Here is a 17935-nt window from a genome sequence, read left to right as displayed (position 1 = left end):
GGCATGTCCCGTGAACGTGTTGTCTATCACATTTGTGTTGCACCCGGCTTGATATGCAAACACCAGACTTGATAGGCACTATCAAAACACGGGATTGATGAAACATGGCAGCCATTGGCACCCAAAACCGCTATGCGGCTCCCTCCAGATTGTTGCATTGGGCAATTGCGCTGCTTGTACTGTTAACCTGGCCGTTGGGGCTGATGATTGGGTTTGCCAAGAAAGATGTCGTGCTCGATTTCTATCTCTTGCACGAGAGCATCGGGTTTCTTGTTTTGTGGCTCATGCTGATCCGGGTCGGGAACCGCTGGCTGAACAGACCGCCGCGCCACGAAGCTCCCCCGCTTGAGCGGTATGCCGCAGAAGCGGTCCACGGTCTCTTGTATCTGTTTTTGATCCTCATGCCGGTCTCGGGTTTTCTTGCCACCAATGCTCATGGTTTTCCGCTGAAGTGGTTCGGAATTGTTGAGGTGTGGAACCCGATTGGCAAAAGCCCGGATATCGCACCAATCTTTTCAGCAGTTCACGAATGGAGCGCCTGGATTCTGCTTGGATTGTTCGCCGTCCATATTGGCGCAGTGCTGGTGCATCATGTCATCCGCAAGGACGACACGCTTTACCGGATCATCTGACGCGCCCGGTCTGCCTATTGGGATTGGCAACCGCACGACCAGACCAGATCCTGAGATCCCGGATTGCCTTGAGGGTGGCGACAACCGCGGCAACACAGAGGATTGCCTTGGTGACGGGCTCCATGGTCCCTTCAATCAGAAACGCGTGAGCCGAGCCGCCCACCACAACACCCAATGCAAGGGTAGAATGGATCTTCTGCCAGGTTTTCGGACGCCAACGAAGGCCCCGCCGCAGCACCGCAACGAGCGCGGCTGCAAAGATGCACCACATGGCGACGACACCCCATGCGGAAAAGGGAGTTGGGGACCTGAATAAAAGCGCATCGACGACATCCGGCGGGCTGGTGACCCACAATCCGCCAACGTGAAGGACCACCATCAAGACCAGCAGTCCGCCAACCCAGCGATGGACGGACCTGCTCTTTGCAAGAGACACCCCTGGCAACGATCCGCTTGCCAGGAGCGGCTGCAAAACCATCAAGGCCATTGCCAGGATGCCGGCGAAACCGGAAGCAATGTAAATCGGGTCCCGCCATGCTAGCAAAGGGCTTAACGCGGCCGCCAACAGCGGAGCAATCACAACTGCGCCGATGAGACCCCAAAGAATGGCCTTTTGGGATGGTTTCATTCCAAACGCGGCCTGCTTATGCCGGATTCAAAACAAAATGTGCTTCAAGGCTCTTGTCTTGAGAACTCGGCATCACGGGGCGCAGGAACACGGCTTCAAAGTCACCGCTGTCATAGGCAAGGTGCCCGTGCGGCTGGCCAAAGGCTGGCACAATTTGAGGCATTTCAAGCCGGAACACGCCATTCTCATCGGTTAGAGTAGCGCCGTGACTCTCCGGATCCCGTTCATGTCCTTCCGTCGTATGTGCCCAAATCTGGATCCGTTGTCCCGCCAATGGCGCGCCGTCACCCGCCCGGCGCACAGTTCCCGTCATCCAGAAGCCGCCGCCGCCAATTCGGTCTACGATCGGCGCTCCAGGCCGGTAGTTGTTGGCGCCGCCGCGCATCGACGGTGTAGGGGCAACACCTTTTGCTTGCGCAGGAACAATCAGTCCGGAAGCGCCGGTCACGATTGCCGCACTGCCAGCTGCAAGAATGGTCCGGCGGGAGAAATCGACTGCCATGAATATCCTCCTATCGGTCGGAAAAAGTCGGATGCTGCACATTGTTGCAGCGCATTACCGAAGGATATAATGCAGATCGGGACATTTCCGAGGCCACGGCCAAGACTTGAGCCATTTGTGAGCCTCACGGTTTCGTGAGCCAAAGTCGAACAGCCCCTTCAGCTCAGGGAAACGAAAGAGCGTGAGCGGACTGACCTCGCAAATAATTGCCCATAGTTTGCGAGCAAGGTAAGCAAACAAAGATGCAACCAAGACAACATCCACAGGCGCCAGCCGACGCAATTGTCCTGCTGGGAGCTGCGGTCTGGACAGGCGGGCGACCCAGCCCGACACTCCTCCGGCGGATCAAACACGCAGCCGCGCTTTATCACGCCTGCGCGGCGCCGATTATTGTTGGATGTGGCGGGCTTGGAAACCATCCCCCGGCAGAAGCTGACGTCATGAAACGCGAGCTGATCGCTTTGGGTGTCCCGGAAAGCGCGATCCGCACCGAGACCCGGTCACGCAACACCATGGAGAATGCCGTCTTTTCCGCGCGTATCTTGCGACGGGAGAAACTCAAAAATATTCTGATCGTGTCCGACCGGTATCATCTGCCTCGGGCGGCTTTGTGTTTCAAAACACTCGGATTTTCAGCTGAGGGATCAGGACCAGGTCGGTCCGTTTCAAAGACACCACTCAACAGATGGCTCTATGCCTGTCTTCGAGAAACAGCAGCTTATCCGCTTTATCTGGCCAAGATGCGTGCGATACGAAAACGGTCTCGCTTTTGATCGGGCCAGCCGCTTGCATCATTCCCCATTCACAACGAGCTGGATCCTGTCAGCAGCGGCGCGTGTGCGGGTGTATTGCAGCGGACGGCCATCAGGATCAACATTAACGCTTTCAATGACCACAACCGGCTGCCCCAAGGCGATGCCAAGCTGCTGAGCATCTTCAGTATCGACCAGTTCCGCAGAAATCCGGCTTTCCCGCCGGCTGTAGTCCTTGATGCCGCCCCGGCGCAAAGCTTCGGTAATGGTGCCGCATTCCGCGTAGTCGGCCACCAAATTCGGAACCCGGGCCTGCTCAAGCCAGCTGGTTCCCACCATCATTGGCACACTGTCGGCAACACGTAAGGTCTTGAGACGGATCAACGGTGTTCCCAGCGGAACCTCCAAGTGCTGCGCCAACAAGGCATCCGCATCTTCGATTTCTGATCCAATCAAGCGGCCGCTTGGCGAGCGGTCCTGGCCGGAGACAATCTCCGAAAACCGTGTCCGGGCATTGATCGGGTAGCTCAGCGGAGCGCTCGCCACAAACGTTCCACGGCCTTGATCGGCGCGCAAAAGCCCCTCTGCCGTCAATGCAGCAATAGCCCGGCGGACCGTATGTCGGTTCACACCAAACCGGGACGCTATCTCGGATTCCGGCGGAAGGCGGCTGCCTTTTTCGTAGCCACCGGCGGCGATTTCACCCTTCAGCATTTCCATGATCTGGCGCCAAACGGCAATGCCTGCAGCCCGGGCCAGTTTGCTTTGTCCTGTCATGCGCCCGTCATCAAATTTCGCTACTCAAGAGTCAATAAGTTTATTTGTCTATACAAATAGACAAATTGAGTCTACAACCCGCTCACGCACCGGCCTCAAACTCTCAAAGCGGCCAACAAACACAAAGGCGTGTTCATGACCGAGACCACACCGTCTTCCACAATTGCCGGCGACCAAGCCGCCCGGCAAAAGAACCTTGCCATTCTCGCCCAGGCTCCAGCCGAAATCCTGGACCAGAAGTTCAATAGCCTGACGCCACCATCTTACGAACTTGTGCGCCAGCCGGAGACGGGCCTGGTGATGGTCCGTGGCCGGATGGGCGGAACCGGAAGCCCCTTCAACCTTGGAGAAGTGACCGTGACCCGCTGCGTTGTGCGCCTCGACAGCGGAGAAACCGGCAGCGCCTACGCACTTGGCCGCAACAAAACCAAGGCTCTGCAATCGGCCGTCATTGATGCCCTATGGCAGCGCGGTGAGACCCGGTCACAAATCGAGGCAGACATCCTCGCCCCGCTATCAAACAGCCAAACAGAGCGCAAAACCACGGTGCGCGAGGAAACCGAGGCAACACGGGTCAATTTCTTCACGATGGTACGGGGAGACAACTGATGACCGCAACCGCTGCACTTGCCGCCGGATTTGCAGATCCTGTTCACGACGCACAAGGGTGTTTCCGGACCATTATGAACGCTATGGCGCGACCGGGAACGCTTCAGGTCCTTGGTCAAACCCATCTCACACCACCAGCACCGCTGACACCAGCAGCCGCAGCCATCGCGCTCACCCTGTTCGACTATGACACGCCTGTCTGGCTCGACAAACAGCTTGCACAGTCCGAGAGCGTAAAGGCCTTCCTTCGCTTTCACACGGGCGCACCAATCGTAAGCGAACCTGTCGAGGCAGCCTTTGCCCTGATCGCAGATCCGGCCAACATGCTGCCGCTTGCAAGCTTCAATCAGGGCTCGGCGGAATACCCGGACACGTCCACGACACTCATCCTGACAGGCCAAAACCTGAACAACGCAGACGGTGTTGTGCTCGAAGGGCCCGGCATCAAGGACACGCAAACGTTTGAAACAGCCCCAGTGCCGCAGGTGTTCTGGGATCAGGTCATTTCAAACAACGCCCAATTCCCACGCGGTGTCGACCTGATCTTCGCAGGCACTGACACCATAGCAGCACTCCCCCGCTCCACCTCAGTCACTCTAAAGGAGGCCTGAGCCCATGTATGTTGCTGTCAAGGGTGGCGAAAAGGCCATCCGCAATGCCCACAAGCTAACCGCCAAGCGGCGCCGCGGTGACACCTCCGTTCCCGCACTTACATTGGAGCAAATCGCCGAACAGCTGTCACACGCGGTGGCGCGGGTGATGGGGGAAGGTTCGCTCTACGATGAAACGCTCGCTGCTCTTGCAATCAAGCAATCGCGCGGCGACCTGATCGAGGCCGCTTTCCTGATGCGCGCCTACCGGACAACGCTGCCGCGGTTCGGCTACAGCCAGCCTGTCGATACGGCCAAGATGCTTGTCGAACGCCGGATCTCGGCCACTTACAAGGACTTGCCGGGCGGCCAGATGCTTGGCCCGACATTCGACTACAGCCACCGGCTTCTGGATTTTGCGCTCGCCGCTGAAGGGGAAGGCGGGGACCTTGATGCGGAAACGGCTCCGGTCGAAGACGAACCGATGCCGCGCGTCACCGATCTCCTTGGGGATGAAGGCCTAATCGAGCCGGATCCCGCCGCCGACGAGAACGCGCCAGTGGGCGATCTCACCCGCGACCCGTTGTCTTTCCCGGCAGATCGGGATCTACGCCTACAAAATCTGGCCAGGGGCGACGAGGGCTTCTTGCTCGCGCTCGCGTACTCCACGCAGCGCGGTTACGGCCGCACGCACCCTTTTGCCGGTGAAATTCGGTACGGTGAGGTCGAAGTGGAGTTTTTCGCGGAAGAACTCGGCTTTGCCGTCAACCTTGGCACAATCAAGGTGACCGAGTGCCAGATGATCAACCAGTTTGCTGGATCGGCGAAGGCTCCGCCCGCCTTTACACGCGGCTACGGCCTCGTCTTCGGACAGGTTGAACGCAAGGCCATGTCCATGGCCATGGTTGATCGGTCTCTGCGCTGGGAAGAACTCGGCGAAGAACAGGTTGCCCCGGCCCAGGACGGTGAATTCGTTCTCTCCCATTCCGACAACATTCAGGCAACCGGTTTCGTCGAACACCTGAAACTCCCACACTATGTCGACTTCCAGGCCGAACTCGATCTGGTGCGCCGCATGCGCGGCGAGTGGTTCGAAAAACGGGCGCGCGAAGAAGCCGAAACCGCTGCCAAAGAGGCTGCGGAATGAGCAGTGGCCTCAGCCATATGACCTTCATCGTCAGTGATCTGGACAAGATGACCAGCATCCTGACGGATGTCTTGAAAGCAGAAGAAGTCTACGACAGCGGCCAGGAAACCTTCTCCTTGTCGGAGGAAAAATTCTTCCTGGTCGGCGATGTCTGGATCGCAATCATGAAAGGCACGGCACTTTCCGAGCGCACCTACAATCACATTGCCTTCAAGATCGAAGAACAGGATTTCGAGGCCCGGCTCGCTGCGATCCAATCGCTCGGCCTTGAGTTCAAGCCGCCGCGCGACCGCGTCGAAGGTGAAGGCAGGTCCATCTACTTCTACGACGCCGACAATCATTTGTTCGAGCTGCACACCGGCACACTGGAAATGCGGCTCGAAAGTTATCGCAAAATTCTCGATGAACGGAGGGCCGCACAATGAACGCCACGGCTCAGATTTTCGATCAGGGTGAATACAATTTCGCCTATCTCGATGAACAAACCAAACGTATGATCCGCCGCGCGATCCTGAAGGGCATCGCGATCCCGGGATACCAGGTGCCGTTTGCCTCGCGCGAAATGCCGATGCCCTACGGCTGGGGCACCGGCGGGGTTCAGGTCACAGCCTCGATCCTTGGCAAGGATGATTGCCTGAAGATGATCGACCAAGGCTCGGACGACACGACCAACGCGGTCTCCTTGCGCGGGTTCTTTGAAAAGACCGCGAATGTGCGCACGACTTACGAAACGTCTGAGGCAACCGTCATCCAGACCCGCCACAGGATCCCGGAAAAGGAACTGCGCGAGGACCAGGTCTTGGTGTTCCAGGTTCCTATCCCTGAACCGCTCCGGTTTCTGGAGCCGCGGGAAACGGAAACCCGCAAGATGCATGCCCTCGAAGACTACGGTCTCATGCACGTGAAACTCTACGAGGACATCGCCAAGAACGGCCACATCGCCACCACATACGCTTATCCGGTAATGGTCAATGACCGGTATGTGATGGACCCCTCACCAACGCCGAAATTCGACAATCCGAAGATCGACGAAATGGCCGCGCTGCAGCTTTATGGCGCGGGCCGGGAAAAACGCATCTACGCAATCCCGCCCTACACCAAGGTGAAAAGCCTCGACTTTGAGGACTATCCGTTCGAGGTCCAGAAGTTCGACAAGCCGTGCGGCCTTTGCGGCGCAGAGCATGTTTATCTCGACGAGGTCATTCTCGATGACAAGGGCGGGCGCATGTTCGTTTGCTCAGACAGCGACTATTGCGAAGAACGGCGCGCCGCAGGGCATGTCGGACCGATGGCTGCAAACCCGGCGGCCCAGCAAATCGGCGGACACGGCACAAACGCAGAGGAGGCGTCCCGATGAACGTCTTTCAAGCTGACGACCCGCTGCTGCAGGTCCATAACGTAACCCGCTATTACGGAGACCGGATCGGCTGTACCGACGTCTCCTTCGATCTTTGGCCCGGCGAAGTACTGGCCATTGTCGGCGAAAGCGGTTCAGGCAAAACAACCCTCTTGAACTGCCTGTCGACACGCCTTGCCCCGACTGCTGGCGCTATCGAATACCGCATGCGCGATGGATCGATGCGCAACCTCTATCAGCTGTCAGAAGCCGAACGCCGCTTGCTGATGCGCACCGACTGGGGGTTTGTGCATCAGAATGCCGCCGACGGCCTGCGCATGAACGTCTCGGCCGGTGCCAATGTCGGCGAACGGCTCATGGCGGTCGGCGATCGGCACTATGGCAAGATCCGCGAGACGGCAGATGATTGGCTGGGCCGGGTTGAGATCGCAAGTGACCGGATCGATGATGATCCGCGCTCGTTCTCCGGCGGCATGCGCCAGCGTCTGCAAATTGCCCGAAATCTTGTAACCCATCCGCGGCTGGTCTTCATGGACGAACCGACCGGCGGCCTCGATGTTTCCGTCCAGGCACGGCTGCTCGATCTTCTGCGCCGCCTTGTGGCTGATCTCGGCTTGTCAGTTGTGATCGTGACCCACGATCTGGCGGTCGCCCGTCTGCTGTCGCATCGGATCATGGTGATGCGCCACGGCCGGGTGATTGAAGCGGGGTTGACCGATCAGGTTCTGGACGACCCGCGTGAGCCTTACACCCAGTTGCTTGTCTCCTCCATTTTGCAGGTCTGATCATGCCAGTGCGTCTTTATCTGAACAGTGTCGGCAAGTCCTTCACCATGCACCTTCAGGGCGGCACGGTGATCCCGGTTGTCGAAAACGTTGAATTCTCTGTCGAGGCCGGCGAATGCGTAGTCCTTGGCGGCCCCTCCGGAGCGGGCAAAAGCTCGATCCTGAAAATGATCTACGGCAACTACCGCTGTGATCAGGGTCAGATCCTGGTGACTGTTGGTGATGAGATCATCAACGTTGCAGATGCGGAGCCGCGCCAGGTCTTGCAGCTACGGGACAACACAATCGGTTATGTCAGCCAATTCCTCCGCACGATCCCGCGCGTGTCTGCTGAGGAAGTGGTCGCTGAACCACTTATTGCCCAAGGCACAAGCGAAGCGGAAGGGCTCGATACGGCGCGCAGCCTGCTCTCCCGGCTGAATGTTCCCGAGCGGCTATGGAAGCTCCCACCAGCAACCTTTTCCGGTGGCGAACAACAACGGGTGAACATTGCTCGCGGTTTCATCGCGCACTACCCGATCCTGCTCCTTGACGAACCCACCGCCTCGCTGGACGCCGCGAACCGCGCCGTTGTTGTTCGCCTGGTGGAAGAGAAGAAGGCCAAAGGCGTTGCCATGGTAGGGATCTTGCACGATGAGGATGTCCGGCAGGAAATTGCCGACCGGATCATCGACGTCACCAGCTTCAGCGCCGACGTGGCTGCTCAACCGAAATAACTTGCCCGGAGCGATGGCATGTCACAGAACAGTCATCGCTTCTGGTTAAGGGCTTTGCTTCGGCCAAGTCCGGTCTCCTAATTCGCGACTTTTTCCATGCGCTACGCCATCTATTTCGCAGCCGACGCTGACGCACCGCTCATGCAGCTGGGCAACACCTGGTTGGGCCGTGATCCCTTCACCGGATCACGCCTGCAGCAACCTTCCATTCCGGGCCTGGATCCCGCTCGCTTCGAATATCTGACAACCAGCCCCCGGCGGTACGGATTTCATGGCACGTTGAAAGCCCCATTCTCGCTTGCAAAAGATGCAACAGAAGACGCCTTGATCGCTGCCTGCACGGGTTTTGCAAAGACAGTGTCTCCCTTCGATCTGAAGGGACTCAGCGTGAATCAACTTGGCAAGTTCCTCGCGCTGACCCCGGCGCAGGCAGAGCCAGATCTGGAAGCCTTTGCGTCTCTTTGCGTGCGCCAGTTTGAACCGTTCCGCGCGCCTTTGAGCGCCGAGGATCTGGACCGGCGGCGCCAGGCAAACCTCACGCCCAAACAGGACGCATATGTCGAGGCCTGGGGCTATCCATATGTTTTCGACGAGTTCCGCTTCCACATGACGCTGTCCAACAAACTGGAGAGCGACGAGGAGGCCTCGCTCTTGGCACGAACCGCGGAAACGCATTTTGAAGCCGTCACCGCAACGACACTTACCTGCCGCCACTTCGGTCTTTATGTCGAACCAGAGCGCGGCGCCGCGTTTGAGGTCCACCGCATATTTGAACTGATGGGCCCGCAAAGCCCTATCTCTGCGCTTAAAAACACGCTGGCAAACTCCAACGAGGAAGTCTTATGAGCACGCATCCGAAACTCTTCAAAAATGCCAAGCTGGTTCTGGCGGAAGACGTGATCAACGGCTCTCTGACCGTTGATCAGGACGGCCTGATTTCCGATATCGGATCAGCAACTGAGGCCGTGGGGCACGACTGTGAAGGCGATTTCCTTCTGCCGGGCCTGATCGAGCTGCACACCGATCACCTCGAAGTTCATTATGCTCCGAGGCCGAAGGTCCGGTGGAACCCTGTTGCGGCCGTTCAGGCACATGATGCCCAGATCGCCTGTGCCGGCATAACAACCGTGTTTGACGCCCTTCGCGTTGGCATGGATGAGGATGACGACAGCAACGATACCATGAAGGTTGCGGACATGCGGGCCCTCGCAGATGCGATTGAAACGGGTCAAAAGGAAAACCGACTGCGGGCCGATCACTATATCCACCTGCGCTGCGAAGTCTCCGCGCCGGATGTCATCCGGGCCTACAACTACTTTGATGGGGATGACCGCGTCCGGCTCGTCTCCCTGATGGACCACACACCCGGTCAGCGCCAGTTCGTGTCGCTCGATTCCTACATCAGCTACTATCAGGGCAAGCGCGGCTTCACCGACGAGCAGATGGCCGAATTCATTGAAATGCGCAAAGCCAGGGCCGACAAGAACACCCCGGGCAACCGTAAGGCGATTGCCGCACATGCGGACAAAAATACAATCGCAATTGCCAGCCATGATGACGCGACCATTGCCCATGTTGATGAAGCGATTGCGCTGAACACCAAGATTGCGGAATTCCCGACCACAGTGGAAGCTGCCAAAGCCTCGCATGAGGCCGGCATGGCCGTTTTGATGGGCGCACCGAACGTTGTGCGCGGAGGCTCCCACTCCGGCAACGTATCGGCCCGTGAACTGGCAGAAGCTGGGTATCTGGATGTTCTGTCGTCAGACTATATCCCGGCATCCCTCCTCCAGGCTGCGTTCCAGCTTGCGGGCGAGATCGATGGCATCACCCTGCCAAAGGCGGTTTCAACAGTGACCTCAACACCGGCGACTGCCATTGGTCTTTCCGACCGCGGAATACTGGAGCCCGGCAAACGGGCAGATCTCATTCAGGTCAAGCTGGTTGGCAATGTACCGATCGTGCGCGGTGTCTGGCGCGAAGGCCGCCGTGTTGCCTAACGCTCAAATGCACGCGCAGGACAAACTCGGCCCGGGACGGATGGTTCTCGTTGTAGGCCCGAGCGGGGCAGGCAAAGACACGCTCATGGCCGCCTTGAAGGACCGCCTGAAGGGCAACGACAGCGTTGTTTTTGCCCGCCGCGCGGTCACCAGGGATGTCGACGCCAGCTCAGAGGATCACGACACACTGACCCGGTCGGAGTTCGAGACCCTTGTCACAGCCGGAAACGTGGCACTGTCCTGGGAAGCCCATGGATTGGGGTATGTGATACCCCAGTCTTTTGACCATGCAATTCAGGACGGCAAAACGGTGATCGCCAATGGCTCTCGCAAGGTGCTGCAAGAAGCCTCAGACAAATATGAAACGGCGGTCGTCCTTCTGATCACCGCCCCAGTCGAGATTTTGGCCGGACGCCTTGCCGCCCGGGGCCGGGAAAGCCGTGAAGACATCGAGGCCCGTTTGAAACGGGCGGATCTGGAACCGCAGAACGTTCCGAACCTCATCCGGATCGAAAACACCGGCACCATAGAGACGGCGGTTTCCGCAATGATGACGGCACTCAAGATCCAGAGTTAGTTCTGGCCCTGGCCTTGCTCCGGCTCTTGCGATTTCTGGCGCCCGAAAACGTTGCCCAACAAGCCGGGTGGCAGCCCAAAGCCTTCTTCGACGGCCTTCAGGACGTCTTCGTCGTTAACGTCCCCTTCGATCACTTTCTCGATGTCGATCTGGGTTTGACCACCAGTCGCCCGTTGGATCACCTGATTGGCGGTATCGGTCAGGCTTTCTGGCACATCCGCTTCGCCCTTCAGGATCGAGATCAGTTCACCACCGACTTGTTCCAATTGCTCGTAGGCCGCCTGCGGATTTTCCAAGATGCCCGCAATGTCAGGATAAATGCGCGGATCACTCCAGGACCCATCCACCACGATCGGTACACCCAGCCCAGCCATTTTCTTGTCGGTGCCTTTCGGGCGCGGCATGGGAGCCTGGCCTTCCAGTGTCGCCACAATTCTTGGCTCCACACGCCAGGACAGCCGTTGATTCGGCATATCCGTGGTGCCGCCGCCGCTCATGCGGATCAACGGCCCGATCAGAGACAGGTCACTGGTGGTCGCAATTCCGTTTTCGATCTGAAAAGAAGCCCCGAGCGAAGAAAAATCCGTCTTCTCGGAAGGGCTCGCCTGCCATCCAAGCAAGGTCTCAACTGAGAGGCTGCGCACCATCTGCGGAATATTGATCCCGCGGATTGCGCCGTCTTCAAACATGTAGCTGGCAGTGCCTTTGAGGTTCTGAACCATCTGCTGCTCGCTGGCACCTGACGTTGTTACATCCAGGCCAATGAGCGTTTTGCCTTCGATCCAGGTGAAGTCCGCCGCGTCCCGAAGAAGCGGATAGGCATTGAGGCCGGAGAGGTCAAACTTTGCCGACAATGCAGGTGTTGCAGCTGCGCCATTCAGCCTGACGGAGCCCGTGCCTGTGCCGTCGTAAAGCGACAGTTTCTCAAGATCCGCCGTCAAAACTCCATCCTGGATCGCAACCGAGAGAGCGCTTTGTCCAATCCGGATCTTGTCCATACGGATCTCGTTTGCAGTTGCCTTGAAGTCGACATTCGCTGCTCTCAGGCCCGAAAAATCGATGGGCTCAGTGCTCCAGGATTTGCTCGCCGGAGGTGCCGCCGCCGCTGGTGCCGAACCACTGCCGCTGCCAGATTGAGCCGCGGGTTGTCCGCCGGCCGATCCACCGCCAAGGTAAGGATCCAAGACGAGCTCGCGCAAATCAAGACGCGCCGTCACCGTCGGCTTGCCGCCCAGGGTCACACGGCCATTGGCTTCGCCGGAGGTTTCATCCAGCGTGAAGCGTGTCTCCTCAAACGAAATCGTGTCCCCTTGAAACCCGAAAATTCCGGACGCACTGAACGCCCCCAAGCCACCACCAGCCGCCAAGGGCTGCCCCATCCAGGCCATCAAACCTCGAAGGTCGGCCGTTTGCATCCGAACTGCACCATCCACGGTGCTTGGCAGTTGAGCGGAACCATCAAATCCAACGCTCAGCCGATTGCCCTTGAGAGAGACAGAAACTCCGCCGGATTGGCCTGCCAACAGTTTGGACGTATCGGCTTCACCAGTCAGACTGAACCCTTCTCCGCGCCAGGTCAGTGCACCGCTTGCAGACAGTGGGGCTTCAAGTCCTTGCATCTCTAGAGCAAGAGACAGTCCGGTAATCCGGTCGGCTTCCGGGTCGCCGCCCACAGCATCTGCCAAGCCAAGTCCGCCAATTTCGCCTTCGGAGATGTTGACCGATCCGTTGACGTCCAGTCCGGCCAGCATTTCTTCACCTGTCAGGCCAACCGTTTGAAATGCCAGATCGGCGCTCAACAGCCCGCTTGCCGGCAGCTCCTGACCGGCGAGAAGCAACAAATCCGCAATCGACCCGTCTTTCAGGACAAGCCGGCCGGAGACTTCCGGCACCAATCCAGAGAGATCCGCATCGGCCGCACCGCCTAGGGAAAGCTGTCCCAATTCCAAATGAAGATCTGATACTGAAACGGCTGCTTCAGAGCCCAGCACCTGTGCATCAAACTGGTAGGCGCCTGGATCCGCATCCAGCGACTGACCGCCCAGCGCGGCCAGGGTTTTCAACGAGGGCCCTGACGCCGCAATTTCCAGTTGAGCGCGCACAGGCTCCAGCCCCGTGGTCCCCTTGAGAGTGATGGAGTTTTCCGACGAGGTCAAAGCCAAATCGACCGGCACCTGGTCGCCGGACGCCAATCCCAGAGGGTTGGACAACGTGCCGGAAATCTCGAGAGGAACGTCCTGAAACTGGAAATCGGAGGTAAGCTGGACATCCCCGGTTAAGTCCGGTGCAGCGAGTGCAAGGTTGAGGGCCTGAATGACAAATTTCTGATCTGCCGTGGCATCAATGTATGTCAGCTGACCGTTGGTGATCTGGAGACTATCGACACCAATGCTCTCCAGATATCCCTCACCGCCGGAACCGGCCGCGTTGTTCTCTGCAACGCTGTCCGGCGCGGATTGTAAACTATCGCTTGCCAGAGCGCTGGTTTCTTCAGCTTCGCCGGTCAGAACTTCTAATGACCGGCGCGGTGCCCAGCTGGTGGCGCCGTTTGCGTTCTTCTCGAGATAAATCAGCGGTTCGTCGAGCGCGATGCCGGTGACTTTCACATTGCCCGACAGCAGACCGGACCAGGCGAGACCGAAGTCCATGCGTTTGGCTTTGGCGAACTCAATGCCATCTGCGCCAGCGGCACCGGAAATACCAATATCCTCCGCCGTCAACTGAAAGCCGGGAAAGAGTGACAAGGAAACAGGGCCATCGAGCCGCACGCGCCAACCGAAGCGGTTGTCTATCTGTTGGACCACCTGCTGCTTGATCTGATCCTTAGGCAGGAAAAACGGAACCACAAGAAGAGCGGTGACAACCAGAAACAGGAAGCTGCCCAGACCGATCAAAAGCCGTTGCATATCAATGTCTCCTCGTGGCGAATCGCCACAATGTAGACCAAACCGACCGACAACATGCCGGTAGATTTTGACAAAAGGTGGAAAAACGGCGGTTTATCAGGAATTTCCGTTGTAAGGCAAGTTTGGCAGGACCGATTTGGTCTGCTTAAATCCGGAAAGCCGTCATGTGGTTGTCCCACGCAAAACCGGCAGGCCGGGCCAGTATTTCCGCCCGCTCTACTGGATCTGAGAGATAAGAAACGCCACCATTTCCATCGGAGATTAGAAAACTTCCCTGATCGATAGGTGCGACACCGCACCCATCAGCGATGTTTTGGTGGCCAAGATAGGCTCCGGTCTCCGCATTCCAGAACAAGGTCTTGCCGCCACGCGGCGCTGATGTTGCGACGACACTTTGATCCGTGGTCGCCGTCACAGACCCGATATAGTTTTCAAGCTGGCCCACAAGCTTCCCGGGCAGGTCCAACAAAACCGGCGCTTCATCCCTTGAAATGACGGCAACCAGCGGCGGAGTGTCTGTCTTCGAGCCTTCAAACTGCCCACCAACCCAGGCCCGGCCTGCCCCGTCCAAAGCCATGTGACGCAAAGACAACTGGTGCAGGGATTTATCCAAACGATGCTCTGCCAGCAGGTCTCCGGTTTTGACATCCAGGAACACCACGGATGGCGACATTGTCTCCAGATTTAGCTTCTCGCGCCCGTGTTCGGGGTGCGTTTCAATCCCGCCGTTCGCAACGATCAGGGCATTGCCATCCGGGCTCAACAGAACCTCATGCGGGCCGATGCCGTGACTGTCGAATTCGCCCAGCCGGGTAATGGTCTCTCCGCTCACGTCATAGACGCCGACAACACCGCGAGCAGACGCAAAATCATTTTCCGCCGCGTAGAGAATTCGCCCGTCCTTTGAAAAACAGCCGTGCCCGTAAAAATGCCGGCCGGGCGCAGCAACGATTGTCTGCATTGGCTTGCCGGAAAATGGCCAGGCAACGATCGCGAAGGTTCCCGGACGGCGGGCAAACGCGGCTAGGCAATCTTCTGTATCGGACACCGCAATGCCGTGACCGCGCCCGGGCAGTGAGATTTCCGCCTGGATCTGGCCCAGATCGTCGAGCACGGCTATGCCATATCCGCCCGCAGACTTTTTGAAAGCGCTGGCAAAGAGCGGTGTATCTGAAGAACTCAGCAAACTCGCCCCGAGGCTGGATCCAGAAAAGGCCGGGAGCGCAGCCAGTCCGCCTAATGCGGACAAAAACCCGCGCCTGGTAAACTCGACCGGCTTAGTCGCCATCAAGGGCATTGAACCCTCCGGCCAGTCCCAACGCGCCCGCGACACGCTCACCAACAAGCCGCTGAAGGGAATTCAAAGAGATGACCAAGAGCGAAAACTGGCTATGGGCACCAGATGCTTCAAACGTCTCCCGCAAAGGCGACTGGAGCTGATTGAGTGTTTTCAAGGCGTTTTCGAACTCAAAGGTCATCGACCCGATCAGCCAGGCGTGTTCCTCCGGCATCATGGGTTCGAGATCCATGCTCTGGATCGCGTCCAGAATGCCGTTCATTTCGGATGTCAGAAATACAACGCCATTGCCGGACCGGGAGAACGGGATCCGGTTCGGCCTCGCCTTCTCTTCCGAGCTTCCAAGCGCAGGTGCAATGTTTTGATCCCGAACGACGATCAGCGCCGTGGACAGCGTTTGAAACACATCTTCCAAGGCTTCCTGATCGGTCTGATAACGGGCGTTGTTGCCGCCTGTTTCCAGAAGAGTTTTCGAAAAACCATCCGCATCGAGCCAGGAGAGCATGACGTCCCGGGCAATGTCGGCAATATTCTCGGAGATGGCCAGCGCATAAGAACACGTGAAGTCCCCGCGCTCCCCCTCTTCGCCCAGCACGACGGCGCCGGTCTTGTCGAATGCAATCAACTGAAGCGCTGTCAGCCCTTGCAAAGCAACACTTTTTTCCGACAGGCTTTCCGCCGTCCTTACGCTCTCATCTTGACCGCCATAGAGCTTGCGGATCTGCCTTTGCGCAATGCCGCGTGGATCCGGCTGGAAGGCGAGACGGCTGATGCGGTCGTCTTCAATCAGGGGGCCAAGCCGCAGGAAATGGATGCGGGCAAACTGACTAACAGCATCTGAGAACACAACCTTGAAATCCGACTTCGCCTCATCCGTCGGTGCTTGGCAGACCTCTTTGACCGCCTCCGGCAAGCGGCTTGCAACATCAGCAAAAATCCTGGCTTCAGGCTGAATGTAACCGGCAATCATCTTCTCGATCGGCTGCGTAAGATCAGCAGCAAGTGCCGGCCATGTCATCAGGGCCGCAGCCGCGGAGACAAGAATTCGCTTCATTACAGGGACTCCAGAAACCGGATGAGAGAGACGCGGTCGTCCGGCTCCATAGCGACCACCTGATTGCGGGCAGCTTCCGCTTCCCCGCCGTGCCACAGAACCGCTTCGAGCAAATTGCGCGCCCGGCCATCGTGCAGGAAACGGGTATGATTGTTGACCGTTTCCGTCAAGCCAATGCCCCAGAGCGGCGGGGTCCGCCATTCGCGGCCCGTTGCATCGCCAACCGGGCGGTTGTCGGCCAGACCTTCGCCCATGTCGTGCAGCAAGAGATCCGTATAGGGCCAGATCAGCTGAAACTGATGCGCCTTTGTTTCTGCATCACGGCTCGTGACAAACTTCGGTTGATGGCACTTGGCGCAGCCAACGTCGTAGAACAGCTCTTTGCCGCGCAGAACTTGCGGATCAGATACATCGCGCCGGGCCGGAACTGCCAGGTTCTCCGAATAGAATGTCACCAATTCCATGACCGGATCTGGCGCTTCCGACACTCCGAGATGCGCCTGTTCGCCGTGCAGCAAAACCTGGCATTCGGTCTGGCGTTGTGTGCAATCGCCATAATTGTCCGGCTTGTCAGGCGAACTGATGCCGATATCGCCAGAAAAGGCGCCAGCCGTCTGATCACGGATGTTCGGGTTGGACGCCTTCCAGCCGAACCGGCCGATGGCCAGCTCGCCTGTCCGGCCATCTCGAACCCGGCTTACCTTGCCGGAAATTCCGTCTCCATTCAGATCATCAGGATCCGCCAGGGCTTCAATATCCCCGGGGTGAATCGCCTGAAGCAATCCGAGACCAATCATCGGCGGTGCGACCCGCGGCGAGATCAAGGTTTCGGGATGCATGTCGCCGAATCCGAGATCCCGGATCCTGTAGAAGGGCTTTTGCAAAGTAGCCGTCTCGCCGCCATTCAGCGGCACCACGATCTCTTCATGTTCAATATCGAAGCGCCCTTCCCCGGCAAGGCCTGGGACAGCAAATGCCTGAAACTGCCCGCCATATGTGGGCTCTGGGATGCGGAGCAGTCTTTTGTCCTGAAGGGCCGCCCGTTCTTCATCGGTTTGTGGCGGAATGGAAATGCGCAGAAAGAGGGAAACAGCCTCATCGCCCGGACGCGGCGGCCGCCCGCGGCCATCCTTCAAGTGGCAGCCCTGGCAGGAGCGCGCATTATAGAGGGGCCCCAAACCGTCGGACGCCTTGGTCGACGCGGGCGACGAGGCCCAGAGCTTCTTGAAAAGCCCGTTGCCAACCTTGAAATTTTGCTCTTGCTCGAACGTCAGATTTGCAGTGGCATGAGAAAAAGCATCGCGGTTGATGCGCTTTCGGGACGTGCCTGCCCCGCCTTGCATCTGTTCAAACGCTTCGGCCTTGGAAAAATCGTCGGGGAAAGGGAGTACGTCTGAAACCTTGGCCCGGTCTTGCTCTGACAGATCATCGCGATGGCTCAACTGCCCATCGGCCAAGGCGGTCTGGCCAATCAGGCCCGCACATAAAACAGCAGCGCCCAAAATGGCACTTTGTCCTCGGACAGTCATAAGGTTCGCATCCTGATTTACGCCCGCCCGAGCCCCAATTCCGGCAGGCAATAATGGCGGGCAGCAGAGCCACCCGC

The 17935-nt window shown here is 58.2% G+C and carries 19 protein-coding genes; 12 read left to right on the top strand and 7 right to left on the bottom strand.

Features of this window, described 5'->3' with window-relative positions; genetic code table 11:
* Window positions 1-104: 104 nt before the first annotated feature.
* On the top strand, window positions 105-632 hold the full coding sequence (locus AC0J4F_RS06690; protein ID WP_473025783.1) for a cytochrome b: 528 nt from the start codon (window positions 105-107) through the stop codon (window positions 630-632).
* Here AC0J4F_RS06690 and AC0J4F_RS06685 read toward each other — a convergent pair.
* Complete coding sequence (locus AC0J4F_RS06685) at window positions 625-1260, bottom strand: ferric reductase-like transmembrane domain-containing protein (RefSeq protein ID WP_473025782.1); 636 nt, start codon at window positions 1258-1260, stop codon at window positions 625-627. The genes AC0J4F_RS06690 and AC0J4F_RS06685 overlap by 8 nt on opposite strands.
* Window positions 1261-1276: 16 nt before the next feature.
* Window positions 1277-1762 (bottom strand): peptidase associated/transthyretin-like domain-containing protein, encoded by a 486-nt coding sequence (locus tag AC0J4F_RS06680; protein WP_473025781.1) that lies wholly within the window; start codon window positions 1760-1762, stop codon window positions 1277-1279.
* A gap of 242 nt (window positions 1763-2004) precedes the next feature.
* Between AC0J4F_RS06680 and AC0J4F_RS06675 the strand changes: the two genes are divergently transcribed.
* Window positions 2005-2535 carry a YdcF family protein gene (locus AC0J4F_RS06675; protein WP_473025780.1) on the top strand — a complete coding sequence of 177 codons (531 nt, stop codon included), beginning with the start codon at window positions 2005-2007 and terminating at the stop codon, window positions 2533-2535.
* An 18-nt stretch (window positions 2536-2553) separates the two neighbouring features.
* Here AC0J4F_RS06675 and phnF read toward each other — a convergent pair whose 3' ends face one another.
* Entirely contained in the window at window positions 2554-3291 is a 738-nt protein-coding gene (phnF, locus tag AC0J4F_RS06670) for a phosphonate metabolism transcriptional regulator PhnF (RefSeq protein WP_473025779.1), read from the bottom strand.
* Between the two features lie 135 nt (window positions 3292-3426).
* Between phnF and phnG the strand changes: the two genes are divergently transcribed.
* The 10 genes from phnG (at window position 3427) to phnN (ending at window position 11072) form a co-directional block, all read left to right on the top strand.
* Window positions 3427-3900 carry a phosphonate C-P lyase system protein PhnG gene (gene phnG, locus AC0J4F_RS06665; RefSeq protein ID WP_473025778.1) on the top strand — a complete coding sequence of 158 codons (474 nt, stop codon included), beginning with the start codon at window positions 3427-3429 and terminating at the stop codon, window positions 3898-3900.
* Complete coding sequence (gene phnH, locus AC0J4F_RS06660) at window positions 3900-4511, top strand: phosphonate C-P lyase system protein PhnH (protein WP_473025777.1); 612 nt, start codon at window positions 3900-3902, stop codon at window positions 4509-4511. The genes phnG and phnH overlap by 1 nt, the downstream gene beginning before the upstream one ends.
* Window positions 4512-4515: 4 nt before the next feature.
* Window positions 4516-5637: a carbon-phosphorus lyase complex subunit gene (locus tag AC0J4F_RS06655; RefSeq protein ID WP_473025776.1), complete on the top strand. Its 1122-nt coding sequence runs from the start codon at window positions 4516-4518 to the stop codon at window positions 5635-5637.
* On the top strand, window positions 5634-6062 hold the full coding sequence (fosX, locus tag AC0J4F_RS06650; protein ID WP_473025775.1) for a FosX/FosE/FosI family fosfomycin resistance hydrolase: 429 nt from the start codon (window positions 5634-5636) through the stop codon (window positions 6060-6062). The genes AC0J4F_RS06655 and fosX overlap by 4 nt, the downstream gene beginning before the upstream one ends.
* Window positions 6059-6994, top strand: a complete 936-nt coding sequence (locus AC0J4F_RS06645; RefSeq protein WP_133952477.1) for an alpha-D-ribose 1-methylphosphonate 5-phosphate C-P-lyase PhnJ — start codon at window positions 6059-6061, stop codon at window positions 6992-6994. Before fosX ends, AC0J4F_RS06645 begins: the two co-directional genes overlap by 4 nt.
* Window positions 6991-7779: a phosphonate C-P lyase system protein PhnK gene (phnK, locus tag AC0J4F_RS06640; protein WP_133952478.1), complete on the top strand. Its 789-nt coding sequence runs from the start codon at window positions 6991-6993 to the stop codon at window positions 7777-7779. The genes AC0J4F_RS06645 and phnK overlap by 4 nt, the downstream gene beginning before the upstream one ends.
* A 2-nt stretch (window positions 7780-7781) precedes the next feature.
* Entirely contained in the window at window positions 7782-8495 is a 714-nt protein-coding gene (phnL, locus tag AC0J4F_RS06635) for a phosphonate C-P lyase system protein PhnL (protein WP_473025774.1), read from the top strand.
* 96 nt (window positions 8496-8591) lie between these two features.
* Window positions 8592-9341 (top strand): DUF1045 domain-containing protein, encoded by a 750-nt coding sequence (locus AC0J4F_RS06630; protein WP_473025773.1) that lies wholly within the window; start codon window positions 8592-8594, stop codon window positions 9339-9341.
* On the top strand, window positions 9338-10495 hold the full coding sequence (locus AC0J4F_RS06625) for an alpha-D-ribose 1-methylphosphonate 5-triphosphate diphosphatase (RefSeq protein ID WP_473025772.1): 1158 nt from the start codon (window positions 9338-9340) through the stop codon (window positions 10493-10495). Before AC0J4F_RS06630 ends, AC0J4F_RS06625 begins: the two co-directional genes overlap by 4 nt.
* Window positions 10485-11072 (top strand): phosphonate metabolism protein/1,5-bisphosphokinase (PRPP-forming) PhnN, encoded by a 588-nt coding sequence (gene phnN, locus AC0J4F_RS06620; RefSeq protein ID WP_473025771.1) that lies wholly within the window; start codon window positions 10485-10487, stop codon window positions 11070-11072. Before AC0J4F_RS06625 ends, phnN begins: the two co-directional genes overlap by 11 nt.
* Here the strand turns inward: phnN and AC0J4F_RS06615 are convergent.
* The 4 genes from AC0J4F_RS06615 to AC0J4F_RS06600 form a co-directional block, all read right to left on the bottom strand.
* On the bottom strand, window positions 11069-13978 hold the full coding sequence (locus tag AC0J4F_RS06615) for an AsmA family protein (RefSeq protein ID WP_473025770.1): 2910 nt from the start codon (window positions 13976-13978) through the stop codon (window positions 11069-11071). The genes phnN and AC0J4F_RS06615 overlap by 4 nt on opposite strands.
* A 145-nt stretch (window positions 13979-14123) precedes the next feature.
* Complete coding sequence (locus tag AC0J4F_RS06610; protein WP_473025769.1) at window positions 14124-15275, bottom strand: DUF1513 domain-containing protein; 1152 nt, start codon at window positions 15273-15275, stop codon at window positions 14124-14126.
* A complete protein-coding gene (locus tag AC0J4F_RS06605) occupies window positions 15256-16329 on the bottom strand; it encodes an imelysin family protein (protein WP_473025768.1) in 1074 nt (357 codons plus the stop codon). The genes AC0J4F_RS06610 and AC0J4F_RS06605 overlap by 20 nt, the downstream gene beginning before the upstream one ends.
* Window positions 16329-17858 carry a di-heme oxidoreductase family protein gene (locus tag AC0J4F_RS06600; protein ID WP_473025767.1) on the bottom strand — a complete coding sequence of 510 codons (1530 nt, stop codon included), beginning with the start codon at window positions 17856-17858 and terminating at the stop codon, window positions 16329-16331. The genes AC0J4F_RS06605 and AC0J4F_RS06600 overlap by 1 nt, the downstream gene beginning before the upstream one ends.
* Between the last annotated feature and the right edge of the window lie 77 nt (window positions 17859-17935).

The organism is Roseibium sp. R5, assembly GCF_055755305.1.
This window is presented reverse-complemented; position numbering and strand designations above follow the sequence as displayed.

Coding starts and splice junctions, on each gene's coding strand:
- AC0J4F_RS06690 (WP_473025783.1), top strand. CDS start 105: ATGGCAGCCATTGGCACCCAAAACCGCTATGCGGCTCCCTCCAGATTG.
- AC0J4F_RS06685 (WP_473025782.1), bottom strand. CDS start 1,260: ATGAAACCATCCCAAAAGGCCATTCTTTGGGGTCTCATCGGCGCAGTT.
- AC0J4F_RS06680 (WP_473025781.1), bottom strand. CDS start 1,762: ATGGCAGTCGATTTCTCCCGCCGGACCATTCTTGCAGCTGGCAGTGCG.
- AC0J4F_RS06675 (WP_473025780.1), top strand. CDS start 2,005: ATGCAACCAAGACAACATCCACAGGCGCCAGCCGACGCAATTGTCCTG.
- phnF (WP_473025779.1), bottom strand. CDS start 3,291: ATGACAGGACAAAGCAAACTGGCCCGGGCTGCAGGCATTGCCGTTTGG.
- phnG (WP_473025778.1), top strand. CDS start 3,427: ATGACCGAGACCACACCGTCTTCCACAATTGCCGGCGACCAAGCCGCC.
- phnH (WP_473025777.1), top strand. CDS start 3,900: ATGACCGCAACCGCTGCACTTGCCGCCGGATTTGCAGATCCTGTTCAC.
- AC0J4F_RS06655 (WP_473025776.1), top strand. CDS start 4,516: ATGTATGTTGCTGTCAAGGGTGGCGAAAAGGCCATCCGCAATGCCCAC.
- fosX (WP_473025775.1), top strand. CDS start 5,634: ATGAGCAGTGGCCTCAGCCATATGACCTTCATCGTCAGTGATCTGGAC.
- AC0J4F_RS06645 (WP_133952477.1), top strand. CDS start 6,059: ATGAACGCCACGGCTCAGATTTTCGATCAGGGTGAATACAATTTCGCC.
- phnK (WP_133952478.1), top strand. CDS start 6,991: ATGAACGTCTTTCAAGCTGACGACCCGCTGCTGCAGGTCCATAACGTA.
- phnL (WP_473025774.1), top strand. CDS start 7,782: ATGCCAGTGCGTCTTTATCTGAACAGTGTCGGCAAGTCCTTCACCATG.
- AC0J4F_RS06630 (WP_473025773.1), top strand. CDS start 8,592: ATGCGCTACGCCATCTATTTCGCAGCCGACGCTGACGCACCGCTCATG.
- AC0J4F_RS06625 (WP_473025772.1), top strand. CDS start 9,338: ATGAGCACGCATCCGAAACTCTTCAAAAATGCCAAGCTGGTTCTGGCG.
- AC0J4F_RS06615 (WP_473025770.1), bottom strand. CDS start 13,978: ATGCAACGGCTTTTGATCGGTCTGGGCAGCTTCCTGTTTCTGGTTGTC.
- AC0J4F_RS06610 (WP_473025769.1), bottom strand. CDS start 15,275: ATGCCCTTGATGGCGACTAAGCCGGTCGAGTTTACCAGGCGCGGGTTT.
- AC0J4F_RS06605 (WP_473025768.1), bottom strand. CDS start 16,329: ATGAAGCGAATTCTTGTCTCCGCGGCTGCGGCCCTGATGACATGGCCG.
- AC0J4F_RS06600 (WP_473025767.1), bottom strand. CDS start 17,858: ATGACTGTCCGAGGACAAAGTGCCATTTTGGGCGCTGCTGTTTTATGT.